Consider the following 16,939-nt stretch of genomic DNA (forward strand, 5'->3'; position numbering starts at 1 on the left):
CGGGATTGGTTGTCGGTAGTTGGTTTGTCTCAAGTTTGAATTTTTGCCCAATCCCAGTCGCTTTTCTTTGCCAGTCGCCAGTAAGCAGTGATCTTTACGCAGGTAAAGACTGAAGATTGTGATAAGACCAGTAGTGTCCACGCTTGGCAATTAATTCGTCATGATCCCCCTGCTCAACAATCCGACCTTTCTCCATCACCACAATTTTGTCAGCGTTACGAACTGTAGCTAAACGGTGGGCAATTACGATTGCAGTTCGGTTTGCTCTTAAGCGTTCGAGTGCCTCTTGTACTAAGTGTTCTGACTGGGAATCTAAGGCACTAGTTGCTTCATCAAGAATCATAATTTCTGGGTCGCGGAGCATTGCTCTTGCAATTGAAATTCTCTGCCGTTGCCCTCCAGAAAGCCTGACACCTCTATCTCCAACGACTGTGTCATATTGGTTGGGCAATTGAGAAATAAATTCGTGGGCGTTTGCGAGGTGAGCTGCTTCTATAACCCTTTCTCTGCTGACTTCTTCTAAACCGTAAGCAATGTTATCGAGAAGTGAAGCGTTAAATATGTAGGTATCTTGGCTAACAACTCCAATGTGCTGACGTAGGGAAACAGGATCGTAGTTACGGATATCTTGCCCGTCGATTTCAATTACGCCTTCGGTAACTTCGTAGAAACGTGTAATTAAAGCTGCCACGGTCGATTTTCCGGCTCCGGAACCTCCAACCAACGCCACTGTTTTACCTCTTGGAATTTGTATATCCAAGCCGTTGAGGACATAAGACCGTCCGGTGTAGGCAAATTTAACATCATGGAAAACAATGCGATCGCGCAATCCTGTAAATTGGTGACTTCCAGTGGGAACCGGATATTTTTCTGGCAAAGACAGAGCCTCTGTGACTTTCGTCAAAGCTGGTACTGCTTCTTGAATAGAACCCCTGGAAGTGTTTACCTTTTTAAGTACCGGAACAATCTTAATCAGAACTAGCATGAATACCAGCAGCTCTGAAGTAGTAAGAAGACCCTTGGAGATGAATAAAGTGTAGCTACCTACAAGCACCACCATAGCCGCCGCCAAAGTCGCCAACTCAGTGATCGGATCTATCAAGCTAAGCTTCTTAGCTAATCCGGTACTCGCTTCCATGTAATTTGTAGATATCTTATTAAACCGACTGAGTTCAAAATCCTCTGCACCATAGGATTTAACTACACGAACACCTCCTAAAGTATCTAGAGCCAAAGCGTTCAAACCACGTTTTGCAGATACAACTAGCCCTCCAGATTTTTCAATTTTTTTTAATAAATAATTAAGCCCTAAACCAACCCCCGTTATTAAAAAGGTAGTCATAATAGTCATTTTCCAAGACACTATCACCAGTGTTCCTAGGTACGCTATTAATATCAGTAGGTTCGTTAAGCCAAAAAATATAGCCGTTAGCAGCCTATTTGTCTCCATTACCTCTGTATGGAGGGTGCTTGTTACTTTTCCCAACTGCACATTATCAAAAAATTCTATAGGAGAATATAGATAAGTTTTATATAGACCCTTTCTCAACCGTTTGATGACACCTTCTCTATAAATTGAAGTCAAAACTTGAGACAAATAGTAAAAATAAGCCTTAAGTATCAATGACCCCATGAGTACCAAGGCAAATAATGTGACGATAACTCCTTTACTCTGCTGGACTAACCAACTGTTTATCCCCTCTGTCAAAGCCATTCGAGGAAGAACAAAAGCACCCCCTTCATCTAAAAGCACCTTAAGAAATGGAATCATCAACCCAATGCCTACCGCATCCAGCACAGAAGACAACACCATCGCCCCCAAACCTAGATAGAGAAAGTTTTTAGGAACTCTCAAAATCAGGGAAACCAATTGGTCAAATTTCCCGAATCGCTTCATTAAGCTAAATTTTACTCTTGCTTTAGCCCCCAGCAACCTGTTTTCCCGACCGAGTGTTTGACTTCGACTCATAGTTACTACCCAAGAATTGAACTTTCTAACAATCAATCGCGATCGCTTATTTCTAGCTAAACTCGCTATACATAAAATTTGTATAATAGTTTTTACTGTGTTTTTAGCCGGTGAAGAAATGTTTATTTCTTCAGGCAGCACAGTGCTAGCATTCTATTTTCATTCACCCAACTAAATTTTAGCTAAGTTTTTTAAATAATAACTCAATAGATATCAAGTATTACTTGTGTTTGTGTGAAGTTATTGTGAATTTATAATGGTTAAAAAGCCTTGAACTTTAAGTTCTTTTTATTTTTATCTCTTAATTGTAAACAAAATATATCTATCTCATGAATTGGTTAAAAACAATATACTTCCAAAGAGCTATGTTAGACTGCCAATAATTAAAGTCTTCTATCTTATCTCTGCCTAATGGTAGATTAGTCACAGGATAATATTCACCTTTTTAATCCCGTAAACTCCTTTTTGCATAGGCAATACCAGCTCTACCCATTTTATACTCTACATAAAGACGTACTTCTAATGGTATATTCCCAACGGTTGATAATTAAAGCAGTCTATCAATATTTATCTATTGATAGCTTGCCACCAGCAGATCGTTGAGCTTGTTAAGGTCATAGTGTTCTTCCACGTAGGTACGACCAGCTCGACCCATTTCCGGCCAAACCTCTGGATGCTCGATTAAATAGCCCAATTTTTCAGCCAAAGTATCAGCATCCCGCTCAGGAACCAGAAAACCTGCAATACCATCTTCAATGAGTTCTGGGATGCCACCGTGTTGAGTACCGATTACTGGCAAACCCATAGCCATTGCTTCTTTTAAGACGTTTACAGGTGCGTCTTGGTCGCCGTTCTTAGCGGTCACGCATGGAGCTATAAAGATATGGGAGTTGTCGAGAATTTTAATCAGTTCCTGTTGCTGCATACGACCGAGCAGTTTTACAGTTTCACCAACATTCAGTTCCTGAATGAGTTGCTGTAAGTCTTCTTTTAAAGGGCCATCACCAATGATGTTGTACTCGAGGTTTGAGTGAAGTTTTGTTAACTTAGCAACGGCACGAATACCATATTCTAAACCTTTTTTTTCTACGAGGCGACCTGTGGTGACAATCCGGATGCGACCATCAGGGGGCAGATGACGTGCAGTAAAAATAAATTTGGAACAATCGATTCCGGATCGCATGATGACAATTTTATTCTCGTCGGCACCTAATTTGATTAATCGCTGTTTGAAATAATCGCAGTTGGGGAGGCAAACGTCTACTACCTTAAACAGTCGGTCGTAAACATCATCACCTGCCCACTGAAGATACCAGCTGATATCGTAGCCGCGAAATGACACGACGAGCTTACCTTTGGGAGCAGCCATCATCCGAAAGGCAATACCTAAAAAGCCGAAGGTTCCAAATTGGCAATGTATGATATCGTATGTGCCTTGATCCAAAAATGGGAGTACGGATACTGCGGCGTACAATAACCTGAGTGAAGCAGCATCTTTACCATATTTAAAAACGTTGAGACTTCGCACCAACAGTGCTGGATTTTTTTGGTAATTGATGCTAAACAGCCAAATACCCTTCAGAAACCGTAAGAGGCGATTTTGTGGCATTCCCATACACTGGGTGCGCTCCAGAAGTTGATATTTTTCTACGTTCGGGTGCATTTTGGCAGTCTCACCCGGTGCCTCCGTGTAGATATCAACTTCGTGTCCGCGATCAATCAGACCTGTAACCTGATTTAAGACAAAGGTTTCCGACAAAACGGGGAAGCGTCCGACAATCATCGCTACTCTCATACAAATCTCCTAAACTAAAGCTAGTATTTTTTCGCCTATCGTCACTTGAATTGTTGAAGAACAGACGAGTAAAGCTCTTTGGCACCAAATATGTAGAACATGATCAGTAAGTATATTAAACGCATTGCGATCGCGCTAATAATTGCCGTCGCCCACATAGGCAAGCTAGACCCGATAGCAAACTGAACGCTAAAAGCGATGGCACAAGAGAAGCAATCAAAGGTTGGTTTACGGCATCAATTATGATCCAACATGGTGATGGAGGGGTCGCGGGTTGCGTAATACATACATGGTAAGGTCTGCAAAAGCTTGGCGATCAAGTAGCTTAAGGCAATGCCGCGTGCGCCATAAGGCAGACCAAGCAAGTAAAGACATCACCAAAAACACAGAACTAACGATTCCCCACTTGAAGAGCCGGTCGGCTCTGCCTGTAGAAATGTAGAGCCAGCCAGAGGTATTAGTAATTGGCTGGAAAAATGCAGATATGCCCAAAAGCTGGAAGATGATGCCCACCTCGTGCCATTGAGAGCCAAGGAGCAGTTCGACAATCTGGTCAGATAGGATGAGCATTAGCAGAACTCTAGGCATCGTCGTCGCTGTGATCAGCGACAGCGCTTTGAGATAGTGGTTTCGCAATTGCCCTGGTTCAGAATGCAAACCACTAAGGCCGGGGACAGGGACGGCGGTAATAGGGCCATTGATTTGTTGTAAAGGCAGCATCATTAGACTGTAGGCTTTTGAGTAGATACCTAAAGCCCCAGCCCCCCACACGCGCCCAATCAGGATATTGTCAAGGTTTCGGGCAAAGTAGTTAAAGACACTAAAATCTGTGAGGTTGCCGCCGAAAGCCAGCATGGAACGGACACCGGAGCCTCGAACTGGGATGCCAAGACGCCAACTGCACATAGTCCAAACTCCCACGGTATAAGCGATCGCCATTGCCACTTGCATGAACACCAGCGCCCAGTAGCCAGCGCCGTACCTAGCATTAACAATGGTGGTGGTAACGCCAACAAACATAGATGTGAGGTCTACAACGGCTAAGTCCTTAAAGCGCATCTGCCTGGTAAGTAAAGCTTGGTGTTCGACAGATAGTCCCGAGAAGAGGAATGCGATCGCCACAATGAGGGTAATTCCGGTCAAGCGAGGCTCCTCAACGTGAGCCAATTTGCGAATTTTGCATGGGAACACCAGACCCCCCTAGCCTTGGAAATGTGAGTCAATAATAGATGGCTGTCCGAGTTCAGTTTTAGAGAAAGCTTTTCTACGTACGTTTCAGTGTCCATGAGTTGTATCAGGATGCAGCTACCGACATTGAAATGCTTGCCAGGGATGTAAGTGTCCCAAATCCCTCAACAAAGATTAGTAGATTTTCAATGGTTTTCCATCACTAAATCCGAGTTGTCGCTCTCAGAAGGCAGCTTTGATGGGGTCAATTTAGCTACAAAATAGCAAAATTGAAAGTAATCAGTGGACTGATTATAAAGAAGTACACTTACATTTTTCATGTTGAAGATTAGGCTTGAATGAGTAGTTTTTGGTAAATTTCAACTAAGTGATCGTTAAGCTTGTTAATATCATACTCAGCTTCTACATGGGCACGACCTGCTCGACCCATCTCAGTCCAGACTTCAGGGTGTTCAATTAAATACCCTAACTTTTCAGCCAAAGCATTAACATCGCGTTCGGGTACCAGGAAGCCCGAAACCCCATTTTCAACCAGTTCGGGAATAGCGCTATGTTGAGTGCTGATGATAGGCAATCCCACAGCCATCGCCTCCATCACTGCAACAGGGATACCCTCCTGATCGCCATCTTTACTGGTTACACTGGGAGCTACAAAGATATCGGCATCGTTGAGGATATCGACAATTTCCTGCTGCTGCTTCCAGCCCAGAAGGCTGACTATGTCACCAACATCTAGATGTTGAATTAGTTCCTGCAAGTCTTTCCTTAAAGGTCCATCGCCAATAATGTTATACTTAATGTTTCGGTTGGTCTTTGCCAGAAGTGCAACAGCGCGGATACCGTATTCTACACCTTTTTTTTCGACGAGGCGGCTAATCGTCACAAGCTGTACTCTGCCATCAGCGTGTAATTTGCGTGGAATAAAGGAAAACTTTCCGCAATCGATCCCCATACGATGCACCATAATCTTTGTTTTATCGCACCCTAGATCTACCAAACGGCGTTTCCAACGTTCGCTGATTGGAAGGAAAAGGTCTCCTGTATTAAACAGCTGGTCGTAAATTTGTTTACTGTCTCCTTGAATAGCTACAGTTATATCAAGACCGTGAAACGTCACAATCAATTTCCCCTTAATTGCTCCCATTTCTCGAAACAGAGCACCTTTTAGACCGTTTCCACCAAAGTGACAATGGATGATGTCATACGGTGAGCGCTTACGTAGAAAGGGTATCAATTCGTGTATCAACATTAGCGCTCCATATTGCTGCCGATACTTGAAAATATTCAAGACTCGTAGCATAACCAGGGGTGCTTTATGAAAATTTGTGAACAGCAAAACCAAGCTGTCTAGGATACGCTTATAACGATTTATTGGCATCCAGAAGGCATAGTAGGTGCGCTCTATAAGCTTATATTTATTTACATCAGGATGTATTTTGGAATCATTTCTTGGAACATAGGCATAAATGTCTACTTCGTGCCCACGATCTAGTAATCCTGTAATTTGATTTAAAATAAAAGTTTCGGATAATACTGGAAATTCTCCAACAATAAAGGCTATTTTCATGTTGTTTTTTTACTCTTTAACTTTGTCGCAATCATCATTAATTTATAGATGATTTATATTAGTTGTTATTGAACTATGGTTTGGATTTCACAACCATGTTTTTGATATCCTGAAGCGCTAACCTTCCGGCTGGCATGGTAGTTAGAATAAGCAAAAAAGTTATGATTGTAATTCCAAAAGCAATAGCACAACCTATCAAGGGATTTGACACTTCAACATATTTACGAAAACCCAGTAATACAAGCAGCGTACCTAAAGTGGTACACACAAAAGGTGCTAAAACGCGGTAGAAATCGATCGTTCTAACTGGGCCGGTACGACCAACAAACCAAAATAGCAGCGGCATACACACGCAGATCCAAACGAGCGAATACGATGCCGCTACACCAGCTGCTCCCCACGGCAAGCCAGCAACAAAAGAGACAATAGCGGTTGTTCCACCAATGAATCCCCATTTGAACATATCATGAGCGCGATCCTGTGACATAAAGAGCCAGCCAGTAGAATTTGCCAGTGGCTGAATTAAGCCGGCGATGCCGAGCAACGCAAATATGCGGCTAGTTTCACCCCATTGAGAACCTAGAAGCAGCTGCACAAGCCAGTCAGATGTGGCTATCATAAACACCATTATCGGCATTGTGAGCATTAATAACTTCTCTACAATCCGCAAATAAGCTTGCCTATAACGATCCGGTGAATCTACTAATCTGCTCAAGGTAGGTAAAGCCACAGAAGCGATGGGAGCATTTATCTGGTTGATTGGTAGGAGCAGCAAGGCGTAGGCCTTAGAATACAAGCCTAACTGTTGAGCGCCCCAGTACCGTCCAATGAGCAAATTGTCGAGGTTTCTAGCGAAGTAGTTGATGATGCCGAAACCAGTGAGGTTTGCACCGAAAGCCAGCATGGAACTCACACCTGAGTGACGAACTGGCAGCCCTGGACGCCAACCGCACATCACCCACACCCCTAGAGCCGAGCTCATCCCCATAGCTAGGGGCATAAGCACAAGTGCCCAGTAACCAGCTCCATTCAAGGCTAGAACTATGGCAGTGGCAACGCCGATGAGCATGGAAACGATATCAATTATGGCTAGGGCACCAAAGCGCATCTGCCTATTGAGTAAAGCTTGGTGTTGGACAGTCAAGCCACCGAAGATGAATCCAATCGCCGAGACGAGTGTAATCCATATCAAGCGAGGTTCGCCGTAGAACCAGGCGATTAATGGCGCGATCGCCGCGGTTATCAACATAGTGGCGATACTGAACACCACGTTTAGCCAAAACAATGTACTGATCTGAGCGTGGTTAATCTCAGCCTTTTGGACTGTAGCCGTGGACAGCCCCATGTCTTTGAATAAACCTACTAAGCCAGTGACCGTGGCTACCATGCCAACCAGACCGTAGTCCTGAGGGGTAAGCAGGCGGGCGAGCAGCACGGTAGAACCCATGTTCAGGACGAACTTGCAACCTTGAGTAATCATTGTAACCGCGCCGCCACGAACAGATCGACTCTTGAGATCGGTCTTCAAGTGGTCGGTGCGAAAGTGCTGATTAGGATCCGGAGGAGGACTATTTTTTATAGATTCTGACAAATTGGCACCTCTAGGGGATACTATGGACAGATTAATTACGGCTAGATAGTTCTTTTAAGAAGTTTTATCTCGTTATTCATCCTTAGCTTAAGAAGATATAAGAGCTTTTTCTTCATTAGTGTTTGCAATACGAGTAGCGCGAACTTTACTAATCGATTGGAGAATATAGCTAGCAATTCTAGGGGAGAGGAGTCGGATCAAGAGCAGTTTTGTGATTAAAATCCAGGCGGTTTTGTCTAGCAGAATTTTCGGATACAAATGAATTGCACTCTGCAAATGTTCCGCAGCCTGTTTAGCCCCAGTAGCACCAGGAACCCGCGTTAAACCCAAATGCGCTAAAAACTGGTAGGTATTAGCTAAGCTTTTGTTTTTTAGATTTTGTACTTCACCAGGAGCTGCTTTAAATGCTCTTTCAATGACAATTAGATGATATTTTTTCATTACCTCAATTTTTGAGGACATTGCCCCAGAAGATTGGCGATAAAATATCTGTGGTTTGGTAACTACTACAAAATGCCACTTAGCAGCCAACCGTAGCCAGTATTCCCAGTCCTCACAGGAGGCTAGGGTAGGATCGAAGTCTCCCACTGAGGCGATCGCTTCCCGTCTAATCATCACATTAGAACCGCTGTCAATGAAATTACCCAACAACAAATCTGCAAAAACATTCCCCTGATAAAATACCGGCTTACATCCATGAAAATATTGTCCTTTGTCATCCATAAATTGTGTCCAGCTATAAGCAACTCCGGATTCTGGATGCTGTTGCAAAGCTAAAAGTTGTAGTTCTAATTTATCTGGAGTCCACAAGTCATCTGCATCAAGAAATGTAATAAAATCTCCCGCAGCATGAGATATACCGCGATTGCGTGCAACTGGCAAGCCCCCGTTACTGTAAGAAAAAACTTTCAGACGAGGGTCTTTCACTTCATCAAGCAATTCGAGAGTGCGATCTCTTGAGCCATCATTAATTACAATTAGCTCAAAGTCCGAAAAAGTTTGTTGCTGAACCGATTCAATCGTTTTCAAGATTGTGCGTTCAGCATTGTAGGCAGGAACAATAACAGAAATAATTGGCATACTTACCTTCCCAAGCGCTTCCACAGAGTTTTTATCAGTTTTTAATAACTTTCATAAACACTTTCTCGATACTATTAATCATATTTTCTCTGTCAAAATTGCACAAAACATGAGTGCGGCACCTTTGTTGAAGGTGAGGATAGCTATCTCTCCAGTGCATAATTTTAAGCAACTTATCTGCCAGATCTCGTTCATTACCAGTTTCAAAAAGTCCCCTTTCAAATTCTCCGGTTAAAATTTCTGGGATACCCCCAGTCCGACTAGCTACCACAGGAGTTCCGCAAGCCATTGACTCAATAATTGTTCTCCCAAACGGTTCTGGCCATAAACTCGGTAAAACTGTAACATCGCTAACTTGATAGAGAGAAGTGGTATCGTTGACATGACCAAGAAAGCTTGTATGCTCTTTGATTCCCAAATTAGTTACTAGTTCTTCTAAAGAATTTTGGTATTCCTGTTCAGTGCTTAACGGCTTTCCAGCAATGAATAGTCTAAGTTTATAACCGCTTTTTAGAAGTAAACTAAATGCTTTTAGCAGCGTTTCTATTCCCTTTTCTTTATCCAGCCTACCTACATAAGAAATAACTTTCACATCTTCAGCAATATCCCATTTTATTCTCAAATCATAAAAATTTTCTGGAACTTTAAATAATTCTGTATTTATTGCGTTATAAACAACATCAATTTTGTCCGCACTCACTCCACTGTTTATCCAATCAAGCTTTGTTTGCTGAGAAATCGTAATAAACTGTTTTGTTCCTTTGAGCCCGATCGTATGCGGACGACCAAATCCAGGAGGAGGAGGTAGCCGCAGATGACAAACCGAGGGAATTTTTTTGAATACGGATAAAACGTAGCCAAAAAAAACATCATGGTATCGGTTACTGTAAACAACGCTGTTCTGATTTGCAGAAATTTTTAAAATATCAGCAAAAAAATCAAAAAAGTAATTAATTGTACTGCGATCTAGTATATAACTTTTAATATTTACTAAATCGACACTAAACTCACGGTACTGCTCTATCAAATTTCCTTCTTTCAAATACAAAAGAGTAATAGTGTGTCCCCGCTTAGATAGACCGTGACACACATCAAGCAGGCTCAACTCCTGCCCACCACGCACAGAAGAAGGCTCATTTTCTAACACAATAAGATGCATATAGATCCAATGGTTTTAATTAGGATAAAACATATTCTTCTTGGTTAGCGTTTATTCTATTAGGTAACTTTTCTTTCAAGGCAATGCCCATCATTAACAAGCCAGGCCAGTAGGTATAGGCAAGTATTTCTATGCCTTCTGAAAACCCAAAAATAAATAAAACTAAGACTATACATAAGCCCGCCCTAGCAGTAGTACTATTTTGTGCCTTTATCAGTAAAATTATAAAGCTCCATAACATAGGAAGTGCCAAGGCAGTACAACCTACAGCCCCCCTTACATAGAGCAGAGCAATCCAAGTGTCGTGAGAGCCAATAGGCATATGTTCCGTTACTTTGGGTCCTGGAAATTCAGATATACCATGACCCCAAATGGGCGCTTCTTTCCAACGATATAGTTCTATCTCTTTTAATATTTTTCTAATTTTTGAAGATCCGGCGCGAGCATTGGTAAAACTATCACGTGCAGTCTTAACCAGATCGATAACTAGAGGCGCAACAATACCTGCAAAGAAACTTCCTATACCAAAAGCTATTTGTAATTTTGGTTTAGTAAATATTACTGTCAATATCCAAGTGATTAATGCAACGGCCGGAAGACATACAAGGCCTGCTCGTGAAACCGAAACCCAAACCATAGCTACGGCACCAATCATACCAATCCACCGCCATTTTCTGTTAGATTCTTCACGCGCCAGGAAAAAATAAACATTGCCTGCCAGCCCCAAAGCCGGGGGCCACGGTGTAAACAATTGCATACGAACTTCATTACCCGCAGCCATAGGGTCGTAACCACTGGCCCCAATTAATACCCGATAATAAGTTCTTCCACCTTTTCCTATGGCTTGCAATGGAGAAAGGTATGAAATTGCGAAATTTAACTTAATTGCCACAAAGGTAATTGCAATGACAATGAGACTGTGAAGGCAAATAATGCAGACGGCTCGATAAATTAATTGAGGGCGGATATTCAAGCAACCAATAAGAGGAATTAAGGCAAGTAAAGCCCAGCTCCTTGTAAAATCAACTAATGAGGTAATGAGTTGAAAATTTCCTAGTTTAAAATCTAAGTGACCAACAACTAGAGACAAACCCATAACCAACATGGAAATAATCCATACCCATATTCCCGAAGGAATAAAAATTTTTTCCTCATTTGGAGTGTTGTCCGGTTGATTCCAAAGCTTCTTGCACAAATATATAGTTAGAAACCAGGACATCCCGGATATCCACGGAAACTGTGCGCCTAAGAAGTAAAGCCCATAGGTTCCTATCAGGGTATACCAAACTATTTTTTCCTCAAAATTTTGAGGTTTCATAGGTTAAATCTCATTACAATTAGCTGCATTTACTAAATGCCTTTTTCTCCTCGACAGATTTTGACTCACCTATGGTTTTAACTAAATAGGTTTCGATTGTAGAGGACTCTTTTGGTCTTTAGGCATTTGATTTTTGTGTTTATACAGCCCCAGAGTTACCAGTCCGGTAGTTAAAAATATGGAACCTAACCCTCCACCTAGTAAAGCAAATTTCTTTTTGGGTGAGACGGGAGACTCTGGTAAGCTAGGCTCTGCGAGCATTTGAATTAAAGGATAAGAGCCTAAGGCATTTGAAGAGCCAATATCTAATCTAGTCACAGTAGAGGTAAACACGGCTTCAGCAACCTGTACATCCCGTCTAAGAGCTTCTAATGTAATTTCTTGTTGGGCTAATGTCTTAAGTCTAGTTTCGAGCTGCTTAATCTGGCGGTCTATTTCCTGAGCTTGGGCTTGGAAACCTTGTTGGTCTGTCTGAACGACAACCAAATCTTGGAAAAGCTTTTCCCTAGCGCCGCCAGATGTAGTGCTACTAAGATTGAGTTGTGCGAGAGTATCTTCAGCTATGGGTCGCCCCAAAATAGCCTGACTTCGTTGTGTTAAGGCAACTTTTGCTGCGTCTCGTCTGGCTCGTTCTCTAACTACTGTAGGATTGGCTGGCAAGAACTTTGATTCTAAAACAACGAGGGCAGAATTGGCTTCATTATAGGTTTGCAGATATTGCTGAAATAGCTGATCCGATTGGAGGGCAAAAGCATCAGCGGCTTGCCGAGATGATAGATTTAAATTGTTTGATAGCTGTTGCAGACGAGCATTAGCTTGCTGCTGTTGAGAGATGATTTCAGCTCGTTGCTTACGAAGCTGTTCAATGTTATTTGCAAGGCTTGTAACTTGATCGTTACCGCTCAAGCCTGAACGAGCTTTGTAGGCGGAAAGTTGCGTCTGAGCAGCATCCAGTTTTTTCCGGGATGCTGTTAGGGAGTCTTGAAAGCCTACATCTCGTTGAGAAATTTCTTGATCTCTCAACTGTTGGAGTCTTCCTTGAAGGGCTTGATAAATAGCTAAGTTTTTCTTTTGAGCTTCTTCGGCAGTGTCACCATTAAATTCAAACATCATCAGGGTGGTGTTTTGCACTAGCTTAATTCGAGGGCTGCCAAATTCTTCTAATGGTACACCGATTTTTTTAGCCGCAGATTTTACTACAATATCGCTGGAAGCAATAACTTTGTAAACTTCTCTTGGATCTGCAATAGAACTATTTGCGTAGGGTGACTGATTTTCATATGAAGCTGATCCCAGAGTTGGTAAGGAAACTCTGGCATCTGACCCCGCTCCTGGTAAAGTAAGAGTCATCTCACTAGCATACTTGGGCTGGGCAACTTTTAAGTAAAATAAAACGGCTGCCCAAAGAGCTACATTGGATGCTAAACCGACGATACCTAAGACTAAGTAATATCTCCAAGCTCCTTTGCGTACTGCTGATTGAGGTACTTTTGCCTTGGAAGGGGCTGGGGATTTGGAAATGGTTAAAGAACCGTTTTTGTCAAAATCCTCATTTGTCGGGAAAAGGGAGCGTTTCATATGTCTTGGGCTTAGAAGTTACGCTATTGTCATCCAGATTATTTTGCCTTGTAATTACTGATTTTAGAATCAAGAAGGCAAGGCAAATTGCAGCTTATAGAACACTTTATTGGTTTGATATGTAAATGTTGGTGCCACAGATTGTTGTAGTTAGGCATACCGACAAAGTTGAGCTTCAGGGTGAAATTTAACGGACAAGGCTTTTAAGTACGACAGTAGCAGATATCGATCACCAATAAGTTGCCCGTGGTCAAGGGAAATATTCTTAGAAAGATTATACCAGGTAGAAAGTTTTTTGCCATTATGGGATCGCAAACTTTCCTGCATCTTATCTTTTGAACCTTAAGTTCGCCTACTTGTTCCACTTACCGCCTTTTTCAAAAAAAAACTACTTGGGAAAAGCTTACCTTTTTGTTGGAGCTAGAAACTTTTTTGTTTCGGTGAATTGACTATTTACATCCTTTTTGTAATTACCGTACTTTTGTTCACCCAGTTTAATATATCAAACTGAGCTGTATATCAGCCTTGAGGATGATTAAATTAATTGTCAATTCTGAGAGAGGTCAGCAGCTTATTTAAATAGAGATTTTAGTAATCTGGTATACATCAATTGGGACAAGGCTTTCAGCTCTAGAGTGTTCTGTTTTAGAGGTTGATATTTTGATGTAGTGTGTGCTAATAAATGCCCAGATATATAAGTAGAGTATTGGCGTAGAAGCGATCGCAACCCAGAAAATTTCACGAAAAATTTGTACAATTAGTGTGCAACTTTACCGAAAGTTCACAATAGATAAGTGTTTTTGTGAGTAGTATAAACACTTGCTTTTTAATAGCGATCGCTTTAGCGTAAATTCGCGATAGCCAAGAAAGCAATAATAACAAAAAGCGATCGCCTTTTTGAAGCGATCGCATACCAGCCAATATTCCACTATAGCCTTTAACTATTCGGTCGTTGTAGGATTGTCTCCACAACGCGCCGCTTGGCTTTGGGGTCGATGCCAATCAGACGCACGTACTCCCCGCTATGTTCAGCTAAGCATTCTTCTAAAGCAGCGATCGCATCCGTCGCCTCAGTAGCCTGAATTGGGGCGCAACTTTGCCAAGATTGGGTAGAAAAGCGCCGCTTATCCGCATATTCTGCACCAATGCGATACCCTTGTGCGAGTATCTGGCGTACCTGCTGCTGAGTATCTGAACTTAGTTTGCTACTTTGTAGAGCGTTGCTGGTGTGACCATTACCCAAATTAGACCCATGAGAGTGCGTTGGTTCGTTCGCTAACTCATTACGGACGACTGCCTTCCAGTTTTCTTTGGGTAGAGTTGTCACCTTATTAGCATCTGCAACCTCTTGATTAACCGGATTAGGCGATCGCCGCCCTGTATTGTACTCTTCTACCAAGCGCGTATTCTGCACTCGCTGCTGTTCGTTAACCATCACGTTGCCAAATTCGATTAAGCGAGACAGGCGGAAATCAGGTTTTATAAACGTTGGTGGCCCCTCAACGCTGTTCACCACCCTAGAGGAAACGCGGCTAATGCCTGTTTGGTGAATGAACTGGCGAATTTGTTCGTCGTAAATGCGCGATCGCACTGCGCTAAAAAAGTCAATCGATTGATGGGGAAAGCTATCTACTAACTGTTCTATCTCACTACGAGACAATCCATCTTTCTCAAAAATGCCGCCGATGATACCAATCTTGTCGTCTCGGTCGGGTTCCCAGTAGAATTTGTCCATCCTACCATCCCGAATCAACGGCGCGTATAGCGTAGATAAGTCATTGCCTGTGACAATTATGGGTACGCGGTGCAGGGGTGTTGAGTCATAACTCCCTGGAAGTTGCACATCTGTAGGGTTATCAGCAATATTCATCAAGGTGCCATTCACCAACTGCGTATTCACAGTATATTGGGTGCCTTGGTCGAAGCGTCCCGCCCCTGCATCAAGATCGTTGATCATCAGTACGCACATTTTACCGCGCACTTTAATGAATTCTGCTGCTTCCCGATAGCGCAAGCGAATTAAACGTCCGGGATCTCCAGCATCAGGACTTTCCAATTCTCCAGCTGACATATGGACAGCATCGATGCCCATCTGCTCGAATACTAACTCGCATTGAAAAGATTTGCCTTCTCCCTTGCGTCCATGAATTCCCAGAATTAGAGGAACTCGTACTCCAGGGAGGTCAAGATAATTTTTGGTGATGTGAACCGCAAGTTTATCTAAAAAGCGGGGAGAAATGTAGTATGTCATCGGTCTGTTGTTGGCGATCGCGCAAGATGCTTATTGTTAAGATTTTATTACAAAAGCTCGTTTATAAACGGGCGATCGCTTTTAAATTTGAACAATTCGAGTTAATGGAACTAAGGCATTGAAATGGCGGGAAGGTGAGGTACAAGAAGAACGGCGAGAGATGGCGGAGAACCTGCTCATCGTTCGATGTGGTTCGCTGGATGAGGAACTAGCTAGCGCGATCGCGCTGATGTTACAGTTACCGACAGAAGAATTGACTCGTCTGTTGCTGACTCTTTCTCGCGAGGAGTTATTGGAACGGTTTGGCGGAAGTTCTAATTAGTGCGTAAATGCGATCGCGTTTATTGATCCGCAGAGGCGCAGAGGAAGAAGGAAAAAAGGGCGCGATCGCTCACGTCATCAGCCGGTATCAAGACATTAGTCTATCACTTTACCTAACTGTCTTTACTGGCTTCCAACTATCTAGGGATTGTCGAGTTGAGGTCAAATTTTGCAGATATTCTGTTAGTTGTACTTTTTGAGGCTCAAGCATTCCCCGAATTTCAGAAGCCTCTGCTTCCCTAGTTTCCCTCTGTCTCAGCAATTGCTCAAATTCATCTTGGAACCTTTTAATGTAGTCATTGATTTGTTTTTCTGCGCTTCGGAAATCTTCTGATATTTGTTTGTCAATGACTCGCTGTAGAAGTTCTCGATTTCTAGCCGCCTGTTCATCTATCTTAAGATAGATTAGCTCTGCTGTTTGACGTAAATCCACTTCATAATATTCAAGGTTATCCTTATATTCGACATCAACGTGATAAACCTTATCCGACTTACAGCAACGACTCTCTCTTTTTTCTTCTCTTTTCGTGCGCGTAAATACTTCTTGCTGATATTGAATTTGTGCATCGATTCCTGTAAATTCAAAATTGGGAAACTGAATCGGGTTGATATTCAGTTCCACTTGCAAGGCGTTTCCTAAATACTGAGACAGTTCATCTGATATTTCTTGAATATCATTTTGGATAACTTTTGCTAATTTTTCACGAATTTGTGTACCCTCTCTAACAAGTTCATCTTGAGTATCCAGCCACCAATTTTGAATATGTGGACTACAAAAATCGTTGATAGTAGTTTCAAGTTTTTTAGCCTCTTCCTTTGTCTTCAACAGAATCTTATAAGGATCTAAAGTTTGATTCTCCTTTCTTGAATCGAAATCCGAGCTGTTCAAAGAATCAGGCATAGATTTCGTAATATTATTCAGTAGGGATTCTCCCGCTTTTACAACTCCTCTAAATATCTTTCCTAAATCTTTGCCAATGACAGGAATAAACTCTAGTAGTTTCCCTCCTAAGCTGTTGTGCATTTAAATTGTGATAAAAGCATTACCTTTGTTTTTGAGCTTTCGTCCCCACTTAATAACCAGCTCTCCTTCATTTAAAAGCCGATGTAATAAATACTCTA

At 42.2% G+C, this 16,939-nt stretch carries 12 protein-coding genes; 1 reads left to right on the forward strand and 11 read right to left on the reverse strand.

The features are described 5' to 3' along the window. Positions 1–94: 94 nt before the first annotated feature. From H6F63_RS28745 to H6F63_RS28790, 10 genes are all read right to left on the reverse strand, one after another. Complete coding sequence (locus H6F63_RS28745; RefSeq protein ID WP_190640665.1) at positions 95–1,969, reverse strand: ABC transporter ATP-binding protein; 1,875 nt, start codon at positions 1,967–1,969, stop codon at positions 95–97. 571 nt (positions 1,970–2,540) lie between these two features. Next, entirely contained in the window at positions 2,541–3,764 is a 1,224-nt protein-coding gene (locus tag H6F63_RS28750; RefSeq protein WP_190417481.1) for a glycosyltransferase, read from the reverse strand. Between the two features lie 240 nt (positions 3,765–4,004). After that, entirely contained in the window at positions 4,005–4,955 is a 951-nt protein-coding gene (locus H6F63_RS28755; protein ID WP_190640666.1) for a lipopolysaccharide biosynthesis protein, read from the reverse strand. A gap of 325 nt (positions 4,956–5,280) precedes the next feature. Then, on the reverse strand, positions 5,281–6,519 hold the full coding sequence (locus tag H6F63_RS28760; protein ID WP_190640667.1) for a glycosyltransferase: 1,239 nt from the start codon (positions 6,517–6,519) through the stop codon (positions 5,281–5,283). A gap of 73 nt (positions 6,520–6,592) precedes the next feature. After that, positions 6,593–8,110, reverse strand: coding sequence for a lipopolysaccharide biosynthesis protein (locus H6F63_RS28765; RefSeq protein WP_277876512.1), 1,518 nt, complete (start codon positions 8,108–8,110; stop codon positions 6,593–6,595). 87 nt (positions 8,111–8,197) lie between these two features. Beyond that, positions 8,198–9,190, reverse strand: coding sequence for a glycosyltransferase (locus H6F63_RS28770; RefSeq protein ID WP_190640669.1), 993 nt, complete (start codon positions 9,188–9,190; stop codon positions 8,198–8,200). Between the two features lie 34 nt (positions 9,191–9,224). Beyond that, positions 9,225–10,349, reverse strand: a complete 1,125-nt coding sequence (locus H6F63_RS28775; RefSeq protein WP_190640670.1) for a glycosyltransferase family 4 protein — start codon at positions 10,347–10,349, stop codon at positions 9,225–9,227. 19 nt (positions 10,350–10,368) lie between these two features. Beyond that, complete coding sequence (locus tag H6F63_RS28780) at positions 10,369–11,667, reverse strand: O-antigen ligase domain-containing protein (RefSeq protein ID WP_190640671.1); 1,299 nt, start codon at positions 11,665–11,667, stop codon at positions 10,369–10,371. 81 nt (positions 11,668–11,748) lie between these two features. Next, positions 11,749–13,245 (reverse strand): hypothetical protein, encoded by a 1,497-nt coding sequence (locus H6F63_RS28785; protein WP_199298348.1) that lies wholly within the window; start codon positions 13,243–13,245, stop codon positions 11,749–11,751. A gap of 937 nt (positions 13,246–14,182) precedes the next feature. Further along, positions 14,183–15,496, reverse strand: coding sequence for a ribulose bisphosphate carboxylase small subunit (locus H6F63_RS28790; protein ID WP_190640672.1), 1,314 nt, complete (start codon positions 15,494–15,496; stop codon positions 14,183–14,185). Positions 15,497–15,614: 118 nt separating this feature from the next. On the opposite strand from H6F63_RS28790, the gene H6F63_RS28795 reads away from it, so the two are divergent. Continuing rightward, positions 15,615–15,818 (forward strand): hypothetical protein, encoded by a 204-nt coding sequence (locus H6F63_RS28795; protein WP_190640673.1) that lies wholly within the window; start codon positions 15,615–15,617, stop codon positions 15,816–15,818. A 108-nt stretch (positions 15,819–15,926) separates the two neighbouring features. Here the strand turns inward: H6F63_RS28795 and H6F63_RS28800 are convergent, their stop codons facing one another. Next, positions 15,927–16,841 (reverse strand): hypothetical protein, encoded by a 915-nt coding sequence (locus H6F63_RS28800; RefSeq protein ID WP_190640674.1) that lies wholly within the window; start codon positions 16,839–16,841, stop codon positions 15,927–15,929. Positions 16,842–16,939: the final 98 nt, after the last annotated feature.

Source organism: Trichocoleus sp. FACHB-40, assembly GCF_014695915.1.
GTDB lineage: Bacteria > Cyanobacteriota > Cyanobacteriia > Cyanobacteriales > FACHB-T130 > Funiculus > Funiculus sociatus.

Coding starts and splice junctions, on each gene's coding strand:
- H6F63_RS28745 (WP_190640665.1), bottom strand. CDS start 1,969: ATGAGTCGAAGTCAAACACTCGGTCGGGAAAACAGGTTGCTGGGGGCT.
- H6F63_RS28750 (WP_190417481.1), bottom strand. CDS start 3,764: ATGAGAGTAGCGATGATTGTCGGACGCTTCCCCGTTTTGTCGGAAACC.
- H6F63_RS28760 (WP_190640667.1), bottom strand. CDS start 6,519: ATGAAAATAGCCTTTATTGTTGGAGAATTTCCAGTATTATCCGAAACT.
- H6F63_RS28770 (WP_190640669.1), bottom strand. CDS start 9,190: ATGCCAATTATTTCTGTTATTGTTCCTGCCTACAATGCTGAACGCACA.
- H6F63_RS28775 (WP_190640670.1), bottom strand. CDS start 10,349: ATGCATCTTATTGTGTTAGAAAATGAGCCTTCTTCTGTGCGTGGTGGG.
- H6F63_RS28780 (WP_190640671.1), bottom strand. CDS start 11,667: ATGAAACCTCAAAATTTTGAGGAAAAAATAGTTTGGTATACCCTGATA.
- H6F63_RS28785 (WP_199298348.1), bottom strand. CDS start 13,245: ATGAAACGCTCCCTTTTCCCGACAAATGAGGATTTTGACAAAAACGGT.
- H6F63_RS28790 (WP_190640672.1), bottom strand. CDS start 15,496: ATGACATACTACATTTCTCCCCGCTTTTTAGATAAACTTGCGGTTCAC.
- H6F63_RS28800 (WP_190640674.1), bottom strand. CDS start 16,841: ATGCACAACAGCTTAGGAGGGAAACTACTAGAGTTTATTCCTGTCATT.